This is a genomic window from Streptomyces sp. NBC_00647 (assembly GCF_045207245.1).
GTDB lineage: Bacteria > Actinomycetota > Actinomycetes > Streptomycetales > Streptomycetaceae > Streptomyces.
This window is the reverse complement of sequence record NZ_CP109040.1, coordinates 7422722-7446653: the sequence shown is the minus strand read 5'-3', so window position 1 is coordinate 7446653 and position 23932 is coordinate 7422722. Positions and strand designations below refer to the sequence as shown.

Sequence of the window (23932 nt, the reverse complement as noted above, 5' to 3'; positions counted from 1 at the left end):
GCCCGGGCCGCCACCCCCAAGCGCCTGTCGCCCCTTCCGCCCCTACCCCCTGGGGCTCCGGCCCCGAACCTCGCTCCTCAAACACCGGAGGGGCTGAACCACACGCACGGCAGGTGCCGCACCCGAACACCCCCACTCACCCGCAGTGGACAGCGCACGGAAGGGGCCGTGCCGGTACATCCCTGATGTCCGTCGCTTACGCCCGGATCGAGCAGCGGCTCGCGTCAGAACTCACGTCTGATCCAGCGGCGACGGGCAGGGATGTACCGGCACGGCCCCGACCCACATAGAACCGGCGCCGCGAAAACCCCGGAGGGCTATGCGTCGATCCGCGACCGGTCCAGCGTCGCAGCCGAGCTCGAGATGAACTCCTTGCGCGGAGCCACATCGTTCCCCATCAGCAGATCGAACACCTGCTCGGATGCGTCCAGGTCGGAGATGTTGATCCGGCGCAGCGTCCGGAACCGGGGATCCATCGTCGTCTCGGCCAGCTGATCGGCATCCATCTCGCCGAGGCCCTTGTAACGCTGGATCGAGTCCTTGTAGCGCACACCCTTGCGCTGCAGCTCCAGCACCGTCTCCCGCAGCTCACGGTCCGAGTACGTGTACACGTACTTGTCCTGCCCCTTCTTGGGCTGACTCAGCTCGATCCGGTGCAGCGGCGGAACCGCCGCGAACACCCGCCCGGCCTCGACCATGGGCCGCATGTAGCGCTGGAACAGCGTCAGCAGCAGAATCCGGATGTGCGCGCCGTCCACATCGGCGTCGACGAGAAGAATGATCTTCCCGTAACGCGCCGCGTCGATGTCGAAGGTCCGCCCGGAACCCGCCCCTATGACCTGGATGATCGCACCGCACTCGGCGTTCTTCAGCATGTCCGTCACGGACGCCTTCTGAACGTTGAGGATCTTGCCGCGAATCGGCAGGAGCGCCTGGAACTCGGAGTTCCGGGCCAGCTTCGCCGTACCCAGCGCGGAGTCTCCCTCGACGATGAACAGCTCGCTGCGCTCCACGTCGTCGCTGCGGCAGTCGGCGAGCTTGGCGGGCAGCGAGGAGGACTCCAGGGCCGTCTTCCGGCGCTGCGCGTCCTTGTGCTGACGGGCGGCGATCCTCGTACGAGCGGCGGCGACGGCCTTCTCCATGACGACGCGCGCCTGCGCGGCGGCGTCCCGCTTCGTGGTGGTCAGGAACGCCTTGAGCTCCTTGGTCACCACGTTCGTCACGATGCGGCGGGCAGCCGAGGTACCGAGGACCTCCTTGGTCTGCCCCTCGAACTGCGGCTCGGCGAGACGCACCGTGACGACGGCCGTGAGGCCCTCCAGCGCGTCGTCCTTGACGATGTCGTCCTCGGCGACCCGCAGCAGCTTCTTGACGCGCAGGACCTCGTTCATCGTCTTGGCGACGGCCTGCTCGAAGCCGGCGACATGGGTACCGCCCTTGGGCGTGGCGATGATGTTCACGAACGACTTCAGGTTCGTGTCGTAACCGGTGCCCCAGCGCAGCGCGACATCGACGCCGAGCTCACGGGTGACCTCGGTCGGAGTCATCTGCCCGTGCTCGTCCAGGACCGGGACGGTCTCCTTGAAGGTCCCCTGCCCGGAGAACCGGAGGACGTCGCAGACCGGCTTGTCGGCGGCCAGGTACTCGCAGAACTCGCTGATTCCGCCATCGAAGCGGAACGACTCCTCGCCCTTGCTGCCACCCTCGCCCAGCCCGAATTCGTCACGGACGACGATGGTCAGGCCCGGCACCAGGAAGGCCGTCTGGCGGGCACGCTGGTGGAGGTGCTCCAGGGAGAGCTTGGCGTCCTTGAGGAAGATCTGGCGGTCGGCCCAGTAGCGCACGCGCGTGCCGGTGCGGGTCTTCGGGATCCGCTTGAGCTTGCGCAGCCCGCTCGCCGCGTCGAAGGCGGCATCGGGGCCGTCGGCCCTGAAGGCTCCCGGCGTGCCTCGGCGGAAGCTCACGGCGTGGGTGTTCCCACTGCGGTCCACCTCGACGTCCAGACGGGCGGAGAGCGCGTTCACCACGGATGCGCCCACCCCGTGCAGACCACCGGAGGCCGCGTACGAGCCGCCGCCGAACTTTCCGCCGGCGTGCAGCTTGGTCATGACGACCTCGATGCCGGAGAGGCCGGTCTTGGGCTCCACGTCGACGGGGATGCCACGGCCGTTGTCCCGCACCTCGACGGAGCCGTCGTCGTGCAGGGTCACGTCGATGTGGTCGCAGTAGCCCCCGAGGGCCTCGTCCACGGAGTTGTCGATGATCTCCCAGAGGCAGTGCATCAGGCCACGGCTGTCGGTCGACCCGATGTACATGCCCGGGCGCTTGCGCACTGCCTCGAGCCCCTCAAGGACGAGCAGGTGCCGCGCGGTGTAGTTGGAACCGTCCCGGTCTGCTCCGGTCAGCAGCGCTGTGGACGGCACGGACGTCTCGGCGGTCACGCGGTTCGCTCCTCGCTGAATTTCAGGGGGGACCCTTTTGGGCAAGGGCCCGGCTTCGGTCGCCGCTCAGAGGGTACCGAGGCCTGGTAGAGCCGTTGTAACGCCACCCTCGCACTAAACCAACACTAGTCCAGGATCGCATGGGTGTTCGATCCCTCGATGGAGTGAAGTACATATCACGTTCCCTTCCAGGCATGAACCATTTAGGCTCCGGGCACGTCCTCATCAACAACCGGCAATCCAGCCGGGAGGACCGACACCCGACAGACAGCGCGAACCCGTACAGACACGAAGACACGCAATACGGCTCATTCGCCGCCAACCGGCAGCAGCAACCGGCTCGAAAGAAAATTTCGAGGAAAAGCCGCGAGCGGGAACGTTTTCGGCCTGGTTGGATGTTGACCCTGGTACGACAGCTCGTCGAGCTAGAGAAGAGGCGACGTGACTACTGTTCTGACCCCCGCGAGCCCGCTGACGGCCGCTGACCGCTGCGACCGTTGCGGCGCCCAGGCATATCTGCGCGTCGTCCTCCTGAGCGGCGGAGAACTGCTCTTCTGCGCCCACCACGGTCGCAAGTTCGAGCCGGAACTCAAGAAGATCGCCGCTGAGATACAGGACGAGACGGAGCGGCTGACGTCCGTTCCGGAAAGCGTCAACGACGAAGAACACTGACCTTCGCATCAACGACGAGCGGGTGCCGGCGACAGGCCGGTGAGTGGGCGGTCACACCCTGGGCACAGGGAGTGACCGCCACACTCGTACCGCATCGCCGGAAGCGGTCAGCGGCGCGCACCCAGCGCCTGGACGGCTTCCGAGACCCGCGTGTAGACACCCGGGCTGTCGGCGCGTCCACAGCCGCTCCCCCACGACACCAGGCCGATGAGGCGCCCCTGGGCGACCAGCGGCCCGCCGCTGTCCCCCTGACAGGCGTCACGGCCGCCCGTCGGCTCCCCGGCGCACACCATGGACTCCGCGTCGTACGTCCCGCTCGCACTGCCGGGATAGGCCCGCTCGCACGAGGCGTCGGGCAGCACGTGAACGTCCGCGGCCCGCAGGCTGCGCGCGTAGTCGCCGCCACCCGTCATGTCGCCCCAGCCGTAGACCACGGCGGCGGTCCCCGGCTCGTACGCCGGGTCCTCGGAGGGCGCCATACGGATCACGGACGCGGCGGGCAGCGGCTCGGCGAGCGTCAGAACACCGAAATCCCCGGCGTTCGTATCGCTGTCGTAGTGCGGATTGACCCAGACGTCGCTGACAGGGATCTCCTTGCCGTCACTGGACAGGAGGTCCCCGCGCCCGGAGATGACCTTCAGGTCGCGTGCCTGGCGCGGCGGCGCTCCCAGCACATCGTCACCCAGGCAGTGGGCCGCGGTCAGGACCGTGGTCGGACCGACAACCACTCCTCCGCAGAACTGGCCCCCTCGTGTACCCCCGAACCGGTCACGGCTGGACAGTGCCACCGTCCACGGACTCTCGGAGATCTCGACCGGGTGACTTCCGATGACAACGCTGTCGGCGGCCGCCGGTACGGAGTTCGTCAGCGGTATCAACGCTGCGGCGGCCGCGAGGGCCAGCACCGGGACGTAGGGACGGCGCATGCGCGCTCCTCACTCTGGGACGGTCGTGGAAACCCAGAGTGATCCAGTGAGTGCGGACGCGCATTCCGCGCATACGTCGAGGGCCCGACCCCCACCGGGAGTCGGGCCCTCGAATGATGTGCGGCCGAGGCCTAGTCGAGGTAGTCGCGCAGCACCTGGGAGCGCGACGGGTGACGCAGCTTCGACATGGTCTTGGACTCGATCTGGCGGATCCGCTCTCGGGTCACGCCGTAGACCTTGCCGATCTCGTCGAGGGTCTTCGGCTGACCGTCGGTGAGGCCGAAGCGCATCGAGACGACGCCCGCCTCGCGCTCGGACAGGGTGTCGAGAACGGAGTGCAGCTGCTCCTGGAGGAGCGTGAAGCTGACCGCGTCGGCCGGGACGACGGCCTCGGAGTCCTCGATGAGGTCACCGAACTCGCTGTCACCGTCCTCGCCCAGCGGGGTGTGCAGCGAAATGGGCTCACGGCCGTACTTCTGGACCTCGATGACCTTCTCAGGGGTCATGTCGAGCTCCTTGGCCAGCTCCTCCGGGGTGGGCTCACGGCCCAGGTCCTGGAGCATCTGACGCTGCACGCGCGCGAGCTTGTTGATGACCTCGACCATGTGCACCGGGATACGGATGGTGCGGGCCTGGTCGGCCATGGCGCGCGTGATCGCCTGACGAATCCACCAGGTGGCGTACGTCGAGAACTTGTAGCCCTTGGTGTAGTCGAACTTCTCGACCGCGCGGATCAGACCGAGGTTGCCCTCCTGGATGAGGTCCAGGAAGAGCATGCCGCGACCGGTGTAGCGCTTGGCCAGGGAGACCACCAGACGGAGGTTGGCCTCCAGGAGGTGGTTCTTGGCGCGCCGGCCGTCCTCGGCGATGATCTCCAGCTCGCGCTTGAGCTTGGGAGCGAGCTTGTCGGCGTTGGCCAGCTTGTCCTCGGCGAACAGACCGGCCTCGATGCGCTTGGCGAGCTCGACCTCCTGCTCGGCGTTGAGCAGCGGGACCTTGCCGATCTGCTTGAGGTAGTCCTTGACCGGGTCGGCGGTGGCACCGGCGGCGGCGACCTGCTGCGCGGGCGCGTCGTCCTCGTCCTCGTCGGACAGGACGAAGCCCTGGGCGCCGTCCTCGGTGGGCTCCTCGCCGCCGGCCTTGGCCGGGGTCTCCTCGGTCGCCTCGTCGTCGACGAGCTCGGCGTCGTCCTTCTTGGCGCTCGTCTTCTTGGCCGCCGTCTTCTTGGCGACCGTCTTCTTGGCGACGGCCTTCTTGGCGACCGTCTTCTTGGCGGCGGCCTTGCCGGCGGACGCGTCCTCAGCCGAATCGTCGGCGAGGGCAGCCGGAGCCGCGGTGGCGGTGGCCTTCTTCGCGGTCACCGTCTTGGCCGCCACGGTCTTGGTGGCGGTGCGCTTGGCCGGACTCTTCGCTGCGACGCTCTTTCGGGTGCGCTTGGGCTCCGCGGCACTGACCATCAGCGTCACACCCTCTTCCTCGAGGATCTGGTTGAGGCTGCGCAGTACGTTCTTCCACTGAGTGGCCGGAATCTGGTCAGCTTCGAAGGCCCGACGCACGTCATCGCCGGCGATCTGCCCCTCAGCCTTTCCCCGCTCGATGAGCGCCATGACAGAGACGGACTCGGCGATCTCGGGCGGGAGCGTACGGGATGTGCTGGCCGACACGAACAACCTCTCGGAACGTAGGAAAACGGCTTCCGGCCCCGTCCGTTACGGACAGGTACCGACGACCGCCGACTGGGGATGGGCCGACGGCGCGGGCGGGGGCCGGGAAGATTCACAGCGCCGGACACGGCGTCTGTATTCCCTCCTCGGCTATCACCTCTTAGGTCATCGCGCTGCCCCGAAGAGCGTTACGCCCAATCTGCGTGGCCCGAGTCACACCCCGTAAGTGTTCAAAAGACGACAGATCCTGTCAGACCAGGTCAGGTCATGATCCGCCACCCCGTCGCACCGTCGGGACCCCGCCGAATCCACGAAGGATTCGATGGGGTCCCGACGTGCGACGGTTCGCCGGCCTGGCGATGCCACGGACGCGCACACACTCCGGACCGCGTCACCCTCGGTGCGCGATCAGTGCTCGCGCGGCGCGGGCACGACACGCTCCACCTCGGGGTGGACGGTGAGCAGCTGCCGCATGGCCGTCTCGGCCGCGGCACCGTCGGCAGCCGCGAGGGCGTCGACGATGCGGGCGTGGTGTCCCAGCGAGGCTTCGTTCGGCCGGTCACAGCCGGTGACCGGGCTGCCGGAAACCTGGAGGGCCGCCGAGACGATCCCGGAGAGGTGCTCCAGCATCCGGTTGCCCGCGAGCTGGATCAGCAGGGAGTGGAACTCGGCGTCGGCCCGCGAGAACGTGAGGGCGTCGCCCTGAGCCATGGCGTGGCCCATGATCTCGACCATGTCGCCGAGCCGCTGCTGGATCTCCTCACGCCCGTGTCCGGCCGCGAGGCGAGCGGCGAGCGGCTCGATGGTCCACCGGAGCTCGCCCAGCTCACGCCGCTGGTCGTCCCGCTGCGGCCCGAAGGCCCGCCACTCGATGATGTCCGGGTCGAGAAGGTTCCAGTCACTGACGGGACGCACGCGTGTGCCGACGTTCGGGCGGGCGCTGACCAGCCCCTTGGCCTCCAGGACGCGGAGCGACTCACGGACGACGGTCCGGGAGACCTCGAACCGCTGGCCGATCTCCTCGGGGACGAGCGGACGGTCCGCGCCGAGGTCTCCGGAGACGATCATCTGGCCGAGCTGCTGGACGAGTTGGCCGTGCAGTCCGCGTCCGCGGCTGCCCGCGGCGCGTCGGCCGACGCGGCCGAGCTCCGGCTCGGCGCTCTCCCACACAGGGGCGCCCACGCGGTCGACGCCGGGGGCGTCGGCATAGGGGTAACGGTCGAGTTCGCCCGGTCCGGCCAGGCCGGAGTCTGAGGAACGGGCGGCGGTCATCATGGTCTGCGCAAGGGTACTCACGGGTCTTTTGTCGGCGCCGACTCCAACTCCCTTGAGGTCTTTGGTGAAAAGCACACGAAAGGGTGATCGCTCACCCCGTCGCAATTGACGCCTTATCGGAAAGAAATGGGCGTTCTTCGGGGAGTTGTGCGCACAGGAGGAACGGAAGGGTGCGGACAGTCGTCATCGGACCCGGCTCCGCAGGGTCGTGAGCAGATATGTGCAGAGCAGAGCGGCCAGCGACAACATCAGCGCTCCGCCCACGGGTTGGGCGAGCACCCGCACACCCGCCGCCAGGTAGCGCTCCCCACCGAACGGCCACTGCATGAGGACCAGTTCCCGAAGCCGCTCCGGGAACCCGGCCGCCGTCCGCACAGACGGCCCCTGCAAGACCTTTTGTACGAGGGGTACGACGACGATCGGCACGGCGAGCACCGCCGCGAGCCCGGCGGCGGTGGACCGGAAGATGCCCGCCGCCAGCACGCCCGCCCACGCACAGCCCACCACGAGGCCGAGCCAACTCGCGCTCAGCGAAAGCCAGTCCGACGGAACTCCGGTGAGCTCCCGTCCGTAGACGAGGTAGAGCACTTCGAGGTCGCATCCCACCGTGAGGAACGCCAGCATCAGCGCGGTGCCCGAGGCGACGAGGAGCTTGGCGGTCAGCAGTCCCAGGCGGCGCGGGACGGTGCCGCGGTCCGTGGCCAGGGCGGGGTGGCGGAACTCCTCGCCGAAGGCGACGGCACCCAGCAGCCCGGCGCCGAGCGCGGCGGGCGGCAGGGGGAGTTCCCGCGGCCACGCCGCCAGCAGGCGCGGCTGGGGTGTGTGACCGATTCTGGCCAGAAGGACGGCCAGGAGGGCCGAGGTGACGAGAACGGCGGCCGCCGTGAGGTAGCCGGTGCCGACACCGGCCGCTCTGCGCAGTTCGTACCGCAGAGGACGCAGCGGGCTCGGGGCCTGGCGTACGGAGATGGGCGGCGGGAGGGGGGAGAGGTGGTTCGCGTCCGCCGTCTCGGAGGGGGGCTCCTCGGTCCGGTGCTCGCCCTCTTCGGCGGTGGGGGTCGGCGCGGGCCCCATATCGCCCGTCTCGTCGGCGAGTTGGTGTACGAGGATGCCGTGCCGGAAGGCGATCTCACCGATGTCGGCGCAGGTGCTGCCGTACACCGAGAGCCGGTTGCCCTCCTCGCGCACGACTTCGACGGAGCGCTGCGCCGTGCGGGCCTCCTTGGTCAGCAGGGAGCCGAGCCGGGCGGCGTGCGGGCTGCGGACGGCGACCCGCGGCCGGAGCCGGGTGCGGGCGAAGTCCGCCGCCTCCTGGTCGGCGACAAGGCGGCCCTGCTCCAGCGTGACGACCCGGTCGGCGGTTCGCGCGGCCTCCTTGGGATCGTCCGTGGCGAACAGCACCGTGCCGCCCTGTGTCGCGTGTGCGCGCAGAATCCCGTGCAGCCAGCGGCGTTCTCTGGCGCACAGGCCGTCCGCCGGATCGTCGAGCACGAGGGTGTGCGGGTCGGACAGGAGCACGCAGGCCAGTCCGAGTCGACGGTCCATGCCGCGGGAGAGTGTGCCCAGGCGCTCGTCGCGGAGGCTGACGAGCCCGACCACCTCGAGCACTTCGTCGGCGCGACGCACGGGCACGCCGGCGGCGGCGCACAGCATGCGGAGTTGACCGCGGACCGTGCGCGCGGGATGGCCCGGCACCTCGCCCATGAGCACGCCGACCTCGCGTGAGGGATGGGCGATCCGGTGCAGCGGCCGACCACGGAAGTAGGTGACCCCGCGGCCCTGTTGGAGTTCGAGCATGAGCTTCAGCGCCGTCGTCTTGCCCGCGCCCGGGGCTCCGAGGAGCGCTGTGACGTGGCCAGCGCGCGCCTCGAAGGACACGTCGTCGACGGCGGGCGGACGCGCCTTGCGGGTGTTGCTGGTCAATCCGATGGCCTGGATCACTCGAAGCAAGATAGCGCGACATTTCCGAAATTCCGGGCACCTTGCGGCTCGCCTCGGGCGGGCCTCACGACTCTCGCGACCATGCGGAGGCTCCCGGGGCCCAGAAGCGTGTTCGCCGCCCTCGTCAGACCTCGGGGCGCAGCATCGGCGGGTTGAGCAGTGTGGCGCCGCCCGCGCGGAACAACTGGGCCGGGCGGCCGCCCTGGCGCGTGGTCGTGCCTCCTGTGGGCACCAGGAAGCCCGGTGTGCCCGTCACCTTGCGGTGGAAGTTGCGCGGGTCGAGCGCCACGCCCCAGACCGCTTCATAGACACGGCGCAGCTCGCCCACCGTGAACTCGGTCGGGCAGAAGGCGGTCGCCAGGGACGAGTACTCGATCTTGGATCGGGCGCGCTCCACGCCGTCCGAGAGGATCTGGGCGTGGTCGAAGGCGAGGGGCGCCGCCTGCTCCCCGTCCCGGCCGTACCCGCCCTGTTGCAGCAGCTCCTCGACCGGCGCCCAGCGCGCACTGTTCGCGTCGCCGCCCGCCCTGGGCGCGGGCAGGTCGGGGGCCAGCGCGAGATGCGCGACGCTGACCACCCGCATCCGGGGGTCACGCTTGGGGTCGCCGTAGGTCGCGAGCTGCTCGAGGTGCGCGCCGTTGTCCTGTACGGGCACGGAGGGGTCGTGGGCCCGCAGGCCCGTCTCCTCTGCCAGCTCACGTGCCGCGGCCTGGGCGAGATCCTCGTCGGTCCGTACGAAGCCGCCGGGCAGCGCCCATCGCCCCTGGAACGGCTGCTCGCCCCGCCGTACCGCCAACGCGCAGAGGGCATGACGGCGTACGGTCAGCACGACCAGGTCCACGGTCACGGCGAAGGGCGGAAAGGCTGACGGGTCGTAGGGCATGCCGCGATCATAGTCGTCTGCCTGACGATAAACACCTCCTTCGGCGGCTCCGTCCATGGTTGATCGACTCGCGTCCGGTACGGCACTCCACGACCGGGGACGCCCGCTCCGAGACGCGTCCCACGACGTCACATCCCCAACTGCAGTCCGCCGTCCGCCTCCTCGACCATCGCGACACCGAGTCTGCTGACGCGTACGGAGAAGGGCGCGCCCGAGATCCGCAGGCCCGTGAGAGCGATCTCGCCCAGTGGCGCATCGCGGAACGGGCGCAGGGTCACGGTCCGTGCGGGCACATCGGGGCGGATCCCGGCCAGTGAGCTGAGCAGCAGCACGCCGGCCGCCGCGGAGATGGCCGCTGGCCTCGAGGCCGCCGGATGGGGAAGCGGGGCGCTCCCCTGTGTGCGCTGCTCGCCCGCGTACATCTCGGGCAGTCGGTTGCCGAACGACTCGGCCGCCGCCAGCACGCCCCGCAGCAGCGAGGCGGCCTCCTTCTCATAGCCCGCGGCGGCGAGCCCCGTGACGGCGACGGCCGTCTCATGAACGCGCACGGCCCCGCTGCGATGGCCGAACGGGTTGTACGCCGCCTCCTTCGCTCCCAGGCTGCGCAATCCCCAGCCCGAGTCCATCGCCGGGCCGCCGAGCAGCCGCGCGAGCTGTTCGGTCCGCACCTTGTCGAGCAGACCGGGGGCCAGTTGTCCGGAGCCCAGCAGACCTGTGTCGAGGAGATGGGAGGCACTCGAACCGAGCTGGGGCACGAGGCGCCCGTCCGCGGTGCGGGCGGCGGCCGGTCTGCCACCGCCCCGGTCCTCGAGCCAGAAGTCGTCGCGGAACGCCGTCCGCAACGCCTGGGCCCACTCGCGCAGCCCCGTGCCACCGGTCCGGCCGTGCGCGTCGAGCAGATCGGCGCCGAGCAGCGCCGCACGGTGTGCGTGTGCCTGCGTCTCGCAGCGAAACGGTCCGCCCGGCTGCGGGTCGGGCAGATACGTGCCGTCGCCGGCCGTGGTCCGCAGCCAGTCCAGACACCGCTCGGCCGCGGGCATCAGTTCCTCGACCTCCTGCTCGGCCAGCCCCCAGAGCCGGGCCTCCGCGAGGAGCACGGGGAAGAGCAGCGTCGCCTCGGTGGCCGTGCAACTCGGCGGAAGGTGCGGCCCACCGTCCCGGAGCGGTCCCGGGATCAGTCCGGAGCGCGGTCCCGGACCGGCGAGTTGGGTGCGGGCGAGGGTCCGCAGAGTGCCCGCGGCGAGCCGTGTACCGAGCGGCAACGTCATCCGGGCCGCGGCCAGGGCCTCGGCCGGCGCCAGCCCGCAGCGCCATGGGGCTCCGGCCGCCAGGTGGGTGTCGGCGGGATGCCGGGAGTCGCGGAGCAGCAGGGCCCCGAGGTCCTCGACGCAGGTGCGCAGGAGTGCTTCGACTCCCGGCACGTCGCTCACTGCCCGGGCCTGGGCGAACGGGCTCGCGGCGCCGCGACCCACCGCCCTGATCGGCCCTTGGCCGTCCGGCCGGACGCGCAGTTCCACGCTGAGGGTGCCGCCCGGCGGCAGCTCGAGTTCCCAGCGCAGCAGTCCGGCCGAGGCCAGGGCGTCGTTGGGCGGCGGGTCGGCGGTCACGGTCGCGTGCCCTGTGGCACTGGACCAGCGCAGGCCGGAGGCGTGGACGCTGGCCGGCAGCTCGGGCCCGGCTCGGCCCGAGGCGACCGCGCCCAGTTCCGCGAGATCCGTCCCGAGGGCGACCTCGACGGGCAGACGCAGTGTTCGAGGGGCCGAGCTCCGCAGGGTGATCCGCTCGACGCCGTCCGCATGGCGTGTTCTTTCGACGACCACGTCCGGATCCGGGCCGACATCGCGGGAGGCCCGCACGGTGCCCACGAAGCGGGCTCGGTCGGCCGCGAGCATGCGGGCCTGCATGGCGAGCGGTTCCCGGCCGGCGACCCGCACCTGGCAGCGGGACAGCACGCGTCGACCCGCGCGGTAGAAACCCTCCAGCCCGCGGCCGTTCAGTTGTCCCTCCTCCGTGGAGATCACCAGTCCTGGGAGAGCGACACAGATCAGGGAGGTGTGGGCGGGCGGCAGTTCCGCCGTTGGTCCCGGGACGGGAAGGGACGTCTGGGCAACGCCGGGGCCGCGCCCCGCCGGGACGAAGGGCGTGCCGGTGTCCCAGCCCGTTCGTGGGGGCTCCGGGGCGCCCCTCTGTCTGACGGGCTGGGCGGGTTCGCGCCCGGGCGGACGGCCGCCGTCGGGGGCCGAGGACGGATGGGGCATGGGCATGGGTGGCTTCCTCCGCGCTCGGTGCGCCTGGAGCGCGTTCGGCTTCGGGTCGGGACTCCGCGGGGCAGGGTCCGGGGGTGTTACGACGGCGCAAACCCGGCCACGGAATCCGCCACTCAGGTGAACGGGGTAGCCCTGCCCGGGGTCACGCCTTGCCCCGGGAAGCCGACCGAATGGCGGTGGGGCGGCCGAGGGCCTGACAGCCACCCCTCGAGCGGACGCCGGCCGCACCGAGGGTGATGCCGTCGCCGGAAGGGGGCCCGCAGGCAGGGGCTGGACCGGGACGCCGCTTTCCCCCGGGACGACATGCGTCACGTCCAACCTCGGCCGAGCGAGCAGGCCGGTTTCCATTCCGGCCGCGGGCCCAGTGGGACGGCCTGCCTCCACCCCGGCCTCGGCCCAGTGGCGGCTGGCCTGCCTCGACCCCGGCCTCGGTCCACTGAGCAGACCTGCCCCCTCTCCGGCCTCAGCCCGGTGGGCGGGCACAGCTCCACCCCAGCCTCGGCCCGCCTGCCCTTGCTGTGCCCCAGCCACTCACCCGTCCTCCCCCCCGCACCACGCCACCCCCTCTCGCCCCGCGCCGCACCCGACCGCCCGCCCGCCCCCTCCGGCGCTCACCCCTGTCCGTCGCCGACCTGCGAGGCGTCGTGGGCGGGGCGGCGTCCCTGGGCGCTCACGGACCCGGGGCCGCGTCGGCCCGGGCGGCTTCCGCCGTTCGCGTTCGGCCGGGTCCGGCGGCGACGCCGAGCGGCCGGCGTCGAGGGACGGGTGTCCGGCGCGAGGGATGCGCACGTCGGGTCTCCCGCTCCGAGCGGAGCGCCGGAATCGGTCGACCGCTCCGCCTGCGTCGAGCCACGGCCCGTACGCTCCGCGCGCAGGCAACGCCGAACGGATTCCGGATCCAGGCCTTCATTGCACGCCTGGTGGAGCAGACGGGCGAACAGATAGTCGGGGTCGGCACCGAGCGCCATGGCGAGCGCTTCTCGTGCCTCCAGCTCGTCGCCCATGGACCAGGCGACCCATCCCGCGAGGGTGAGGGGCGCCGCGGCATGCTCGCGGTAGGGGCCGACACAGCGGCGGGCCAGTGCTCGCCAGAGCCGCAGCGCCGGGCCTGCCTCCTCACCCTCCATCCACTGCGCGGCACGGTCACGGGTCGTGCGGTCCTGGAGGCCGAGGATCAGAGTGGCGGCCTCGTCGTTCTCCAGGAGTCCGTCGTCGCGGAGGTCCGCCGGACGTGTTCCGGACACGGGGGGAGCGTCGGCCAGCCGGTCCCTGATCCGCCGGGCCAGTGCGAGGGCCTCCTCGGCCACCTCCGCGCGGCTGTCGTCCTCCAGGATCCTCGGTACGAGGGCCATGCTGGCCGTGTCGAGCGCCACCTCTTGGCCCAGCGCGTCGCCGGTCTCCCAGGGAACGAGCCTGGCCGTCAGGTCTTTCAGGGATCCGCGCACCTGCAGGCCCGCGTACGTCGCGGCGGCGGCGAGGACGGACGTGCCGGGCAGCCCCATCGGTGTGCCTTCGGCCGGGCAGCACCCCTGACCCGGGCAGGTGTACGACCAGAAGCGGCCGTCCGAGATGCAGAGAGCCTCGATCACCGGAACGTCGAGGCGCCCGCAGGCCGTCCGCAGCAGCTGCGCGAGCGGGCGCAGGCGTTCCATGACCTCCCGCCCCGATTCACCCTTTCCGGGTTCCTGGCAGAGGTACGCGACCATGCTCTCGGGGCGGGCGCCTCGCCGCTCGCTGCCCTTCACCAGACCCTGCGCGAGCTGGTCCGAGACGGACGGCCAGTCCTCCGCGTGGGCGGGGATGCCGAGGCGGGCCCGGCCCCCGAACCGCCCCCGGCGCTCCCGGTCGTGCAGGGCGACCAGCACGATGCTGTCCTCAGGCCGGTACCCGAGGAGATAGGGCAGTGCGTCGGCCAGCTCTGCCGGGGTACGCAGAGTCACCTGGTGTTCCGCGCCTGCGACGCCCCCGTGCCGGGCATCGCCGGCCAGACTCGCGCCACCCCCGTGGTGCCGGCCGCCAGGGACGGCACCGCCAGGGACCCGCGGCTCGGCCTGACGGCCCCGCCGGTCCCCGCGCTCGGGTCCGGATCGGCGGCCCGTGCCGCTCCACCCGTCGCCGGTGTGGCCGCCGGCCCCGCTCCGGCCGCCGTGATCGCCCTCGCCACCGGATCGATCGCGCCCGCGGTTCCCGTCGCGTCCGCCGACCGCGCCGATGTTCTCTTCGCCGGACCTGCCGGCCGCTTCGTCGTGATTCGTCATGCGGTGACCATCCCGCGGATCACGAAATTCCGGTTCGGCCTGTGGATAACCATCACCATGATCACGCCAGAACTTGTCCACAGCTCGACGGGCTCGTTCGCGCTTTGTCCGACCCATCGGGTTGCATGGAGCCATGACCAACGAAGACCCGCGACCCGCAGCCACCGACAACGCACACGACGCAGCCCGCGAAGACCTGCGGGCCGCGGCCGATGCCGTCCTGGCCCGCCTCGTCGGGGCGGGCGAGGCCCGGCTGCGCGAGGACCAGTGGCGCGCCATCGAGGCGCTGGTGGCCGACAAGCGCCGGGCGCTGGTCGTCCAGCGCACCGGCTGGGGCAAGTCCGCGGTGTACTTCGTCGCGACGGCGCTGTTGCGCCAGCGGGGCGCCGGGCCCACGGTGATCGTCTCCCCGCTTCTCGCGCTGATGCGCAACCAGGTGGAGGCGGCGGCCCGCGCCGGAATCCGCGCGCGGACGATCAACTCGTCCAACACGGAGGAGTGGGAGACGATCCAGGCCGAAGTGGCGGCGAGCGAGGTCGATGTTCTCCTGGTGAGTCCGGAGCGGCTGAACAATCCCGACTTCCGCGACCAGGTGCTGCCCAAGCTGGCCGCGGCCACCGGCCTCCTGGTGGTCGACGAGGCGCACTGCATCTCCGACTGGGGACACGACTTCCGGCCGGACTACCGACGCCTGCGCACCATGCTCGCCGACCTCCCGCCCGGCGTCCCGGTGCTGGCCACCACCGCGACGGCCAACGCGCGTGTGACGGCCGACGTCGCCGAACAGCTGGGCACCGGAGCCAGCACCGACGCCCTGGTCCTGCGCGGGCCGCTGGACCGGGAGAGCCTGAGCCTCGGCGTGCTGCGCCTGCCGGACGCCGCGCACCGGATGGCCTGGCTCGCCGAGCATCTGAACGACCTCCCGGGCTCCGGCATCATCTACACGCTCACCGTGGCCGCGGCCGAGGAGGTCACCGCGTTCCTGCGGCAGAGCGGATACACCGTGGCGTCGTACACCGGGAAGACCGAGAACGCGGACCGCCAGCAGGCCGAGGAGGACCTGCTCGCCAATCGCGTCAAGGCACTGATCGCCACGTCGGCACTGGGCATGGGCTTCGACAAGCCCGACCTGGGATTCGTGGTGCACCTGGGCTCCCCCTCCTCCCCCATCGCCTACTACCAGCAGGTGGGACGCGCGGGACGCGGTGTGGAACACGCGGAGGTGCTGCTCCTGCCGGGCAAGGAGGACCAGGCGATCTGGGAGTACTTCGCCTCGATCGCCTTCCCTCCGGAGGAGCAGGTGCGGCGCACCCTGGACGTGCTGGCACGGGCCGAGCGGCCGCTCTCGCTGCCCGCGCTCGAACCACTCGTGGAGCTGCGCAGGTCCCGCCTGGAGACCATGCTCAAGGTGCTCGACGTGGATGGAGCCGTGCACCGGGTCAAGGGCGGCTGGATCTCCACGGGCTCGCCCTGGACGTACGACACCGAGCGCTACGCCTGGGTGGCCAAGCAGCGGGCGACGGAGCAGCAGGCGATGCGGGACTACGTCTCGACGACCGGCTGTCGTATGGAGTTCCTGCGGCGGCAGCTGGACGACGAGGGAGCCGTACGGTGCGGGCGCTGCGACAACTGCGCGGGCGGCCGTTTCCAGGCGGCGGTGTCCTCCGCCGCGCTGGACGCGGCGAACGGCGAGCTGGACCGGGCGGGCGTCGATGTCGAGCCCCGGAAGATGTGGCCGACCGGGCTGCCGGCGGTCGGCGTCGACCTGAAGGGACGTATCCCGGTCGGCGAACAGGCCGCTCCGGGGCGGGCCCTGGGACGGCTCTCGGACATCGGATGGGGCAACCGGCTGCGGCCGATGCTCGCCCCGCAGGCACCGGACGGGCCCATTCCGGACGATGTCGCCAAGGCCGTGGTCGGCGTCCTCGCCGACTGGGCGAAGGGGCCGGGCGGCTGGGCCTCCGGACAGCCCGACGCGCAGCCGCGCCCGGTCGGCGTGGTGACCGTGGCCTCGCGCTCGCGGCCTCAGCTGATCCAGTCGCTCGGCGCGCGGATCGCGGAGATCGGCCGGCTGCCGCTGCTGGGATCCGTGGAGTATGTCGGCGAGGTCTCACAGATCTCCCGGAGCAACAGCGCCCAGCGGCTGAAGGCTCTGGACGGCTCGTTGTCCGTGCCTCCGCGCCTGGCCGACGCCCTGGCAGCGGCAGGTGGTCCGATTCTGCTGGTGGACGACGCCACGGAGACGGGCTGGACGCTGGCGGTGGCCTCGCGGATGCTCCGCAGAGCGGGTGCTCAGGCGGTGTTGCCGCTGGTCCTCGCCGTACAAGCGTGAATCGCGTGTCGCGATTCGGAACACTGGGCAGGTATATAGGACGCTAATCGCCCGAAAACGGTCCGTGGCCCCAATTGCTCGTTGCCGCAACCCAGTTCGACAGGAAGAATTGAGCTCCGCTCCCCGCACGGTTCGCCCGTGGTCCGGTAGGGCTCTGCTGCGGCGTGCCATTCCCCCAAGTCCGACCCCGCCCGCTGTATGGGCACGTAGCCGAAGGGAGGACCGTGACCTTCGGATTCGCTCCGTCCTCGGCGGCATCCATGTCGACGTCTCCCGACCTGTCCGCCGCTTCCGCCAACCCACTGGCCCGCATGCTCGAACCCGCCGAATGGGCCTCGGCCGGAATTCCGCTTCTGCGCGATCCCCGTGAGGTCGTCAGCGGACTGCACGCTCGGCACCGGCCCAGACCGTCCACCGCGATCGTGGCCGTGCTCGATCCGGAGGAACGGCTCATGGCGAGCGCGTCCTTCACCCGGCGTTCCGCACCGGCCGACGGCTGGATGTTCCGCAACTCGCTGCTCGCGCAGCTGCGCCGGGTCATCCCGCACGACCTGCGGCGGCGTTCCCCCGTGCGTACGGCCGTGCTGCTGTACTGCCGGGACGGCGACGCGCGTTGGACGGAGGAGGACGGGGCGTGGATGTGGGGACTGCGGGATGCCTGCACGCTCCATGGACTGCGGTGCGGGGCGTACATCACCCTGACGCGTGACGGCTGGCAGGTTCTCGGCGAGGGCCGCGGCGGACGCCGCCCCAACTCCGACTCGACACCGGAGTTCTTCGCGGGCGAGGTGCTGCCGCCCCTGCCCCGCACCGGAGGCGCCGCGTCGGAGATCATGCGCCGGGCGGCCGCCCGCTGAGACGCGGCCGAGTCTCAGGGGACACCGGCCCGCCCCCGGGGGAAGGCGGGCCGCACACGTCCGACGAGCCCGATCCGAGGGCGTGACGCTCCCTCGCGCGAACGCCACGGAAGCGCGGCGTGGATGTCGGGCGCACGCAAGCCCTCGATCACGCGACGGAGCCCGCCGAGCAACCGGAACACACGCCGACTGGCGTACACATGCCACACGCCACGGTGAACAGGGAACGCGATCGATCGCCATCCCGGTGGCACCGCACCCGGAGCGGGGAACCCCGCAGACAGGCGCCGGAATCCGCACCGGGCCCCTCGCGCCACACGGGCAGCGAAGGACGGAACGCCCCGCGCGTGTGGACGCGTTGCGGGTACGCGAAAGCGCTCGCCGTGCAGGTGCCGCCGCGGCGGCACCCTCAGCGTCCCGCCGAACGCGTTCCGGACCAGGTCCGGAACGCGCTCAGACGCCCGCGCCCAGAACCGAGTTGATCTGCTGCGGGTCGCCGCAGACGATCAGCAGGGCACCGGCCCGGCCGAGGGCGAGGGGCAGGGCGGTGACGAGCACTTCGCCGGAGCCGCCGTTGACCGCGACCACGACCACGGGGCGGGACACGGCCCGGCCTGCGGCGGAGGCGTCGGCGTAGAAGACGTCGTCGCCGGCGTCGTGCTGCGCCCAGTACGCGGCCTCACCGAAGGAGAGTTCGTGCGCGGCCCACGGGTGCGGATCGCCGGTGGTGATCACCAGCACCTCACCGGGGGCTCGGCCCGACTCCAGCAACAGGTCGACGGCTTCTTCAGCGGCGTCCAGCGCACCCTCGGCCGAGGCCGGGACGAGCTGGATCTGCGGGGTGACGGCAGCGGGTGCGGCCGCCTTGGCGGACGGTCCCGGCGTGGCCACTACCGGCTCACGCGGGGTGCGTTGGGCCGGCATCGGCCGGACAGGACCCGGACGGCCGGGACGCGGCGGAGCCGCGGGACGGGGACCGGGTACAGGGCGGGGGGTCGGCGCGGTGCGGCCACTGGCCGGAGTGACGCGGGGACCCTGGGCACTCTCGTGAATCTGAGGCTCCTCGGGAATGAGAGGCATGAGCTGATATCTATCAAACGCCGGTGCGGCTCGCGTCGGCGGGTGGCACATGAGTGCGAACGGAATTGTCAGAAATCGAAGCCGAGCTGGCCCTCGATCTCCGGAACGTTTCCGTCCGCCCAGCTGCGGACCTTCTTGAGGTGCCGCCACTGGGGCAGCGCATCAAGATACGCCCACGACAACCGGTGGTACGGGGTGGGGCCCCGCTCCTCCAGCGCGGCTTTGTGGACCGGCGACGGGTACCCGGCGTTGGCCGCAAAACCGAAGTCTGCATGGTCGACACCCAGTTCGGCCATCATTTTGTCGCGCTGAACCTTGGCGATCACCGAGGCCGCCGCGACGGCGATGCAGGACTGGTCGCCCTTGATCACCGTGCGGACCTGCCAGGGAGCTCCGAGATAGTCGTGCTTCCCGTCGAGGATGACCGCGTCGGGGCGGACCGGCAAGGCCTCCAGGGCGCGTCCGGCCGCGAGGCGCAGGGCGGCCGTCATCCCCAGCTGGTCGATCTCCTCCGGGGAGGCGTGCCCGAGGGCGTACGACGTCACCCATTTCTCCAACACCACGGCGAGCGCGGTCCGGCGCTTGACGGTCAGGAGCTTGGAGTCGGTGAGGCCTTCGGGCGGTCGGCGCAGTCCGGTGACGGCGGCGCAGACGGTGACGGGACCGGCCCAGGCACCGCGCCCCACCTCGTCGACACCGGCAATGACCTTCGCTCCGGTCGTGGCGCGGAGGGAGCGCTCGACAGTGTGGGTGGGTGGTTCGTACGGCATGGCGCCCTCAGACTACGCCGCCCGGAGCCCCGCGCGACACCCAGGTTCCCCGGGCGGCCGGGGAGCCCGCGCCGGAGCCGGTCAGGCACCCCTCCCGCGCAGCAGCGGCACCATCAGCTGGTCGATCATCTCCTGGAGGTCCTGGTCGCTCCATTCGCTCGCGCACACCTTGGAGCGGTACATCATCATCGCCGGGACGGCGTCGAAGACGTACGAGTTCGCGGCATCGGGATGCACCTCACCACGGTCGATACCTCGATGAATGACCTCACGCAGCAGCCCCATGGTGGGTTCGACGACCCCGCCGAGGATCACCTGGTTGAAACGCTCCGCCTGGTTCACATCGCATTCGTGAAGCACCGAGCGAAGCGCGAGCCCTGTCTGCGAGAACATCGCCGCGCGTACTCGTCGGCACAGTTCCAGCAGGTCCTCCCGGACGCCGCCGAGGTCGGGAGCCTCCGCCTGGTTCGGCAGCCCGGCCTGGAGCGCGTCCGCGACCAGATCCTCCTTGGACGGCCAGCGGCGGTAGACCGCGGCCTTGCCGGTCTGGGCACGCGCGGCCACACCTTCCATGGTGAGGCCGTTCCAGCCGACCGTGCCGAGCTGATCCAGCGCGGCTTCCAGGATCGCGCGCTCGAGCACGGCACCGCGCCGGCGCGAGGAGGCCGCCTGAGCGGGGGCGGCCGTCCAACGCGAAGTAACCATCAGAGTGTCTCCGTCGTACAGGGGAGCGAAATTCGGGGAGTTCGAGCTGTCGTGGGGAGGAGCGATCGAGTTGACGTCCGCGGGCAGCAACTTGAGTGAACGCTTGCGTTCACTGTCGGGGACTCACTACCGTTGACGCGACAGTGAACGCGAGCGTTCACTAACGCACTTGTGGGGGAAGCATAGTGACAACCTCTCAGTTGATTAAGGACACCAAGCCGGGTGCGGCCCGCCGGGAGGGGCATCCCGGCATCGCGCTCACCGTCATCGCGGCCTGCCAACTCATGGTGGTACTCGACGCGACGATTGTGAATATCGCACTCCCGCACATTCAAGACGCCCTCGCCTTCAGTACGACCGACCTGACATGGGTGATCAGCTCATACACCCTCACCTTCGGTGGCCTGCTGCTCCTCGGTGCGCGGGCCGGTGACATCCTGGGTCGGCGCCGGGTCTTCATGGCCGGCATCCTGCTGTTCACCTTCGCCTCGCTGCTCGGCGGACTCGCCCAGGAACCCTGGCAGTTGCTGGCGGCGCGCGCCCTGCAGGGGGTCGGTGGCGCCATCGCGTCACCGACGTCGCTGGCCCTGATCACCACCACGTTCCCCGAGGGCCCGGAGAGGAACCGGGCGTTCGCGGTCTTCGCGACGGTCTCCGCGGGTGGTGGCGCCATCGGTCTGCTCGCCGGCGGCATGCTCACGGAGTGGCTCGACTGGCGGTGGGTCCTCTTCGTCAACGTACCCATCGGCATCCTGATCGCCGTCCTCGCGCCGCTGTACATCAACGAGTCCGAACGCCACCCAGGACGTTTCGACGTCGCGGGCGCGCTCACCTCGACGGCCGGCATGGCGTCGCTGGTGTACGGGTTCATCCGCGCCGCCGAGGCGGGCTGGCGGGACAGCCTCACGATCGGGTCGTTCGTCGCGGCCGTCGCCCTGCTGCTGGCCTTCGCAGCCATCGAGACGCGGGCAGCCGAGCCCATCACCCCGCTGAGGATGTTCGCCGACCGCAACCGCTCGGGCACGTACGTGATCATGCTGAGCCTCGCGGCCGCGATGTTCGGCATGTTCTTCTACATCGTGCTCTTCGTGCAGAACGTCCTGGGGTACAGCCCGATCTCGGCCGGTGTGGCCTTCCTGCCGGTGACGGTCGCGATCGCGGTCGGAGCGGGTCTTTCGCAGCGGTTCCTGCCGGTGCTGGGTCCCAAGCCGTTCATGATCACCGGATCCACACTCGTCGCCCTCGGGCTCGGCTGGCTGACCTTCATCAGCCCCGACAGCTCGTACGCCGGCGGAGTCCTCGGTCCGATGCTGCTGTTCGGCTTCGGCATGGGCCTGAACTTCGTGACGCTGACGGTGACCGCGGTCTCCGGTGTCGCCCAGCACGAGGCGGGCGCGGCATCCGGCCTGCTCAACGTCACACAGCAGGTCGGCGGTTCCCTCGGGCTCGCCATCCTCACCACGGTCTTCGGTTCCGCCGGTCGCGACGAGGCGGAGAAGCAGATGCCGAAGTTCCTGGCGGACGGCTCGGCCGAGCAGAAGGCGGAGTTCGCCAAGACCCACCAGCTGCCTGCTCCTTGGGGCCACGAAGTGCTCGCTCAAGGCATCTCGACCGCTTTCGTACCGGCGGTGGCGATGGCCCTGCTCGCGCTGATCACCGCGGCACTGGTGATCAGGGTCCGCAAGAGCGACCTGGACGCCCTGGCCGGCACGGCGGGACCCGCCGCGGGCTGAGGCCGGAGCCGCGGACGGCCGCGCCGTGGTCGGGGAGACCGACGGCGAACACGGTCCGGCCGTCCACGGCAAGAAGCCGAGGGCGGGCACCCCTGTCGAAGCAGGGGCACCCGCGTCGGACGGGGTGCACGGCGATGCGCGCGCACGCACCCGACCCAACGTCCAAGGGCCCAGGCCGACGGGAGGCGTCTCAGCGGTACATGAGGTCGCGCGCCAGGTCGCTGCACGTACTCCAGTCGGCGGACGCGGCCGGCGGGCGGTCGCGGAGGATGTCCCTCGCTCGGGCCGCGCCCCAACTGGTCGCGTACCAGGGTGTGTCGTCCTTGCCCAGGTCATCGGCGATCGAACCCAGGGCGCAGGAGCGCATCGGCTCCTCGAGCTTGTCGAGGGCGGGCACGGCATCGGCCGACAGGTCCCGCGCGTACTCGAGGTCGAATTTGCCCGTGTCCTCGTACCGCTGGACATTGCGCTCGGCGATCAGACCGTCCGGCGACATCAGCCCGAACGCGAGCACGCCGGCCGCCGCACTGGCGGCGACGACGCGGGGCAGCCAGCGAGCGCCCCACACCCCGGCCGCCATGATCAGCGCGATGACCAGACCCAGCCACAGCTCCCCGGCCACCACCGACAACCGCAGCCGGGTCAGCCCGTAGGCCTCCACATACATGTCCATACGTCGCACAGCGGATGCCACGACAACGAGCGCCAGGCCGCAGAGAGTTCCCAGCACACCCCGCACCAGCTTCTTGTCGCTCGCGTCGTCCCGCGGCGCCCAGCGCAGCGCGAACACCACGACGAGCAGGGTCAGCAGCGTGACGAGCAGCAGCTGCCAGAAGCCCTGCCGCGCGTATTCGGCGTACGTCTGACCGGTCTTGTCCAGTACGGCGTCGTATCCGCCGAAGAGGACCGCGAGCTGGACGGCGTTGAAGGCCGCGAAGAGCACGACGAGCACGATCAGCGGCAGGGCCCACTCGACGCGGTTGCGAGGACGCCCGGCGGGCACCACGACCCGGTCCCACTGCGTCGGCGCGGCTGCCGTGTGGGCCGCGGCCAGCGCCCCGACCAGGCCGACCACCAGGAGCACGAAATGCAAGGGGCCACCGGAGACGGAGGTGTCCGGCACCAGGTCGCCGAGCAGATTCGCGAAAGCCGCGTCGGCCCCGGCGAACAGCGCCCCGAAGACCAGCAGCAGGACCGCGGTCACCACGAGCGCGCGCAGCCCGACACCCACGCTGCGACGGGCACCGCCGAATCGTTCCCGCAGCCCACGCCAGCCCCAGGCGGGGCCGGTGACCACGGAGTTGAACACGCCGATGGGGCCCAGCAGGACCGCGGGCCAGGTGCGTCCGCCGTGCAGCGCGAGCGACCCGAGCGCGATCGCGGTCACGACAGCGAGGAACGACGGCCAGTCCGCGTCCCGCAGAGCGGGCACGCTCAGCAGACCGATGCCGCCGACGCCCCAGACGAGGGTCCACGCGCGCGTGCGGCGCCCCGCGGCCCGGCCCGCGAAGTACGCGGCGAGCGAGGCGGGTATCGCGACGAGCAGAAGGTTGATCGCCAGACCGTCGTCCAGGAGCAGCATGCTCAGTACTCCGGTCGCGAGCACGGCCCACAGCGTGGGCGTACGCACCGGGGCGGGCGGCGTGACCTGAAGATCGGCCGCCCAAGAGCCGTGGGCGGGCGGCAGGGGCGCCCAGTCGGTGCTCGCGCCGCCCACTCGAGCGGCCTGCGCCGGGGGCCTCACCTCCCCGTCGGCCCTTCGGGCGCCGGGCGCCCGGGGCGTCACGTCCGCGTCGGCCGCTCGGGGGGCCCGCTCCTCGGGCTCCTCGTCCCCGCCGACCTCTCGGGTGACCAGGCCCGCGGGCTCGGGCTCCTCGGCGACGTCCTCGCCGGTCTCCCCGGCGGCACGGCCCACGAGCTCGCCCTCGTCCGCGCGCTCTGCCGTGTCCCCGGGCTCCTCCCCGGCGCCCGGTCCGGCCGTCTTCCCCATGGGGCCGGGCTCGGGGCCGGGCCGCCCCGTCGATCCCGGTCCGGTCGGATCCGTGGAATCCTCCGGCGCCGCTCCCTCCGGAAGCCTCTGCTCGGCCTCCGGAACCTCCTTGCTCGCCTCCGGGCTCTTCGGCTTCGC

The 23932-nt window shown here is 71.1% G+C and carries 16 protein-coding genes; 4 read left to right on the top strand and 12 right to left on the bottom strand.

Translation table 11 applies throughout. The features are described from left to right. Positions 1-317: 317 nt before the first annotated feature. Complete coding sequence (locus OG788_RS32745) at positions 318-2441, bottom strand: type IIA DNA topoisomerase subunit B (protein ID WP_406374775.1); 2124 nt, start codon at positions 2439-2441, stop codon at positions 318-320. A gap of 441 nt (positions 2442-2882) precedes the next feature. Between OG788_RS32745 and OG788_RS32740 the strand changes: the two genes are divergently transcribed. Further along, positions 2883-3113: a hypothetical protein gene (locus OG788_RS32740; protein WP_266763423.1), complete on the top strand. Its 231-nt coding sequence runs from the start codon at positions 2883-2885 to the stop codon at positions 3111-3113. Between the two features lie 107 nt (positions 3114-3220). Here OG788_RS32740 and OG788_RS32735 read toward each other — a convergent pair whose 3' ends face one another. From OG788_RS32735 to OG788_RS32705, 7 genes are all read right to left on the bottom strand, one after another. Beyond that, the gene (locus OG788_RS32735) at positions 3221-4039 is read right to left on the bottom strand and encodes a serine protease (protein ID WP_356755653.1); all 819 of its coding nucleotides are present in this window, start codon (positions 4037-4039) and stop codon (positions 3221-3223) included. A 131-nt stretch (positions 4040-4170) separates the two neighbouring features. Further along, positions 4171-5703, bottom strand: a complete 1533-nt coding sequence (locus tag OG788_RS32730; RefSeq protein WP_351535457.1) for an RNA polymerase sigma factor — start codon at positions 5701-5703, stop codon at positions 4171-4173. 408 nt (positions 5704-6111) lie between these two features. Next, on the bottom strand, positions 6112-6999 hold the full coding sequence (locus OG788_RS32725; RefSeq protein WP_406374774.1) for a FadR/GntR family transcriptional regulator: 888 nt from the start codon (positions 6997-6999) through the stop codon (positions 6112-6114). Positions 7000-7161: 162 nt separating this feature from the next. Continuing rightward, positions 7162-8919 (bottom strand): ATP-binding cassette domain-containing protein, encoded by a 1758-nt coding sequence (locus OG788_RS32720; protein WP_406374773.1) that lies wholly within the window; start codon positions 8917-8919, stop codon positions 7162-7164. A gap of 124 nt (positions 8920-9043) precedes the next feature. Next, positions 9044-9802 carry an NUDIX hydrolase gene (locus OG788_RS32715; RefSeq protein WP_351535450.1) on the bottom strand — a complete coding sequence of 253 codons (759 nt, stop codon included), beginning with the start codon at positions 9800-9802 and terminating at the stop codon, positions 9044-9046. 128 nt (positions 9803-9930) lie between these two features. Next, positions 9931-12066, bottom strand: a complete 2136-nt coding sequence (locus OG788_RS32710) for a glycogen debranching N-terminal domain-containing protein (protein WP_406374772.1) — start codon at positions 12064-12066, stop codon at positions 9931-9933. 614 nt (positions 12067-12680) lie between these two features. Beyond that, positions 12681-14009, bottom strand: a complete 1329-nt coding sequence (locus OG788_RS32705) for a DUF4192 domain-containing protein (RefSeq protein WP_406374771.1) — start codon at positions 14007-14009, stop codon at positions 12681-12683. 451 nt (positions 14010-14460) lie between these two features. On the opposite strand from OG788_RS32705, the gene OG788_RS32700 reads away from it, so the two are divergent. After that, complete coding sequence (locus OG788_RS32700) at positions 14461-16659, top strand: RecQ family ATP-dependent DNA helicase (RefSeq protein WP_406374770.1); 2199 nt, start codon at positions 14461-14463, stop codon at positions 16657-16659. Between the two features lie 224 nt (positions 16660-16883). Beyond that, positions 16884-17516, top strand: a complete 633-nt coding sequence (locus OG788_RS32695) for a hypothetical protein (protein WP_266763415.1) — start codon at positions 16884-16886, stop codon at positions 17514-17516. Positions 17517-17969: 453 nt separating this feature from the next. Here the strand turns inward: OG788_RS32695 and OG788_RS32690 are convergent, their stop codons facing one another. From OG788_RS32690 to OG788_RS32680, 3 genes are all read right to left on the bottom strand, one after another. Further along, entirely contained in the window at positions 17970-18596 is a 627-nt protein-coding gene (locus OG788_RS32690) for a hypothetical protein (RefSeq protein WP_406374769.1), read from the bottom strand. A gap of 68 nt (positions 18597-18664) precedes the next feature. Then, on the bottom strand, positions 18665-19366 hold the full coding sequence (locus OG788_RS32685; protein WP_351535433.1) for a ribonuclease HII: 702 nt from the start codon (positions 19364-19366) through the stop codon (positions 18665-18667). An 81-nt stretch (positions 19367-19447) separates the two neighbouring features. After that, on the bottom strand, positions 19448-20071 hold the full coding sequence (locus OG788_RS32680; protein ID WP_406374768.1) for a TetR/AcrR family transcriptional regulator: 624 nt from the start codon (positions 20069-20071) through the stop codon (positions 19448-19450). Between the two features lie 185 nt (positions 20072-20256). On the opposite strand from OG788_RS32680, the gene OG788_RS32675 reads away from it, so the two are divergent. Next, entirely contained in the window at positions 20257-21804 is a 1548-nt protein-coding gene (locus OG788_RS32675; RefSeq protein ID WP_351535428.1) for an MFS transporter, read from the top strand. A gap of 190 nt (positions 21805-21994) precedes the next feature. On the opposite strand, the gene OG788_RS32670 is transcribed toward OG788_RS32675, so the two are convergent. Further along, the gene (locus tag OG788_RS32670) at positions 21995-23794 is read right to left on the bottom strand and encodes a DUF4153 domain-containing protein (RefSeq protein ID WP_406376908.1); all 1800 of its coding nucleotides are present in this window, start codon (positions 23792-23794) and stop codon (positions 21995-21997) included. Positions 23795-23932 lie beyond the last annotated feature (138 nt).

Coding starts and splice junctions, on each gene's coding strand:
- OG788_RS32735 (WP_356755653.1), bottom strand. CDS start 4,039: ATGCGCCGTCCCTACGTCCCGGTGCTGGCCCTCGCGGCCGCCGCAGCG.
- OG788_RS32715 (WP_351535450.1), bottom strand. CDS start 9,802: ATGCCCTACGACCCGTCAGCCTTTCCGCCCTTCGCCGTGACCGTGGAC.
- OG788_RS32710 (WP_406374772.1), bottom strand. CDS start 12,066: ATGCCCATGCCCCATCCGTCCTCGGCCCCCGACGGCGGCCGTCCGCCC.
- OG788_RS32700 (WP_406374770.1), top strand. CDS start 14,461: ATGACCAACGAAGACCCGCGACCCGCAGCCACCGACAACGCACACGAC.
- OG788_RS32690 (WP_406374769.1), bottom strand. CDS start 18,596: ATGCCTCTCATTCCCGAGGAGCCTCAGATTCACGAGAGTGCCCAGGGT.
- OG788_RS32685 (WP_351535433.1), bottom strand. CDS start 19,366: ATGCCGTACGAACCACCCACCCACACTGTCGAGCGCTCCCTCCGCGCC.
- OG788_RS32680 (WP_406374768.1), bottom strand. CDS start 20,071: ATGGTTACTTCGCGTTGGACGGCCGCCCCCGCTCAGGCGGCCTCCTCG.
- OG788_RS32670 (WP_406376908.1), bottom strand. CDS start 23,794: ATGGGGAAGACGGCCGGACCGGGCGCCGGGGAGGAGCCCGGGGACACG.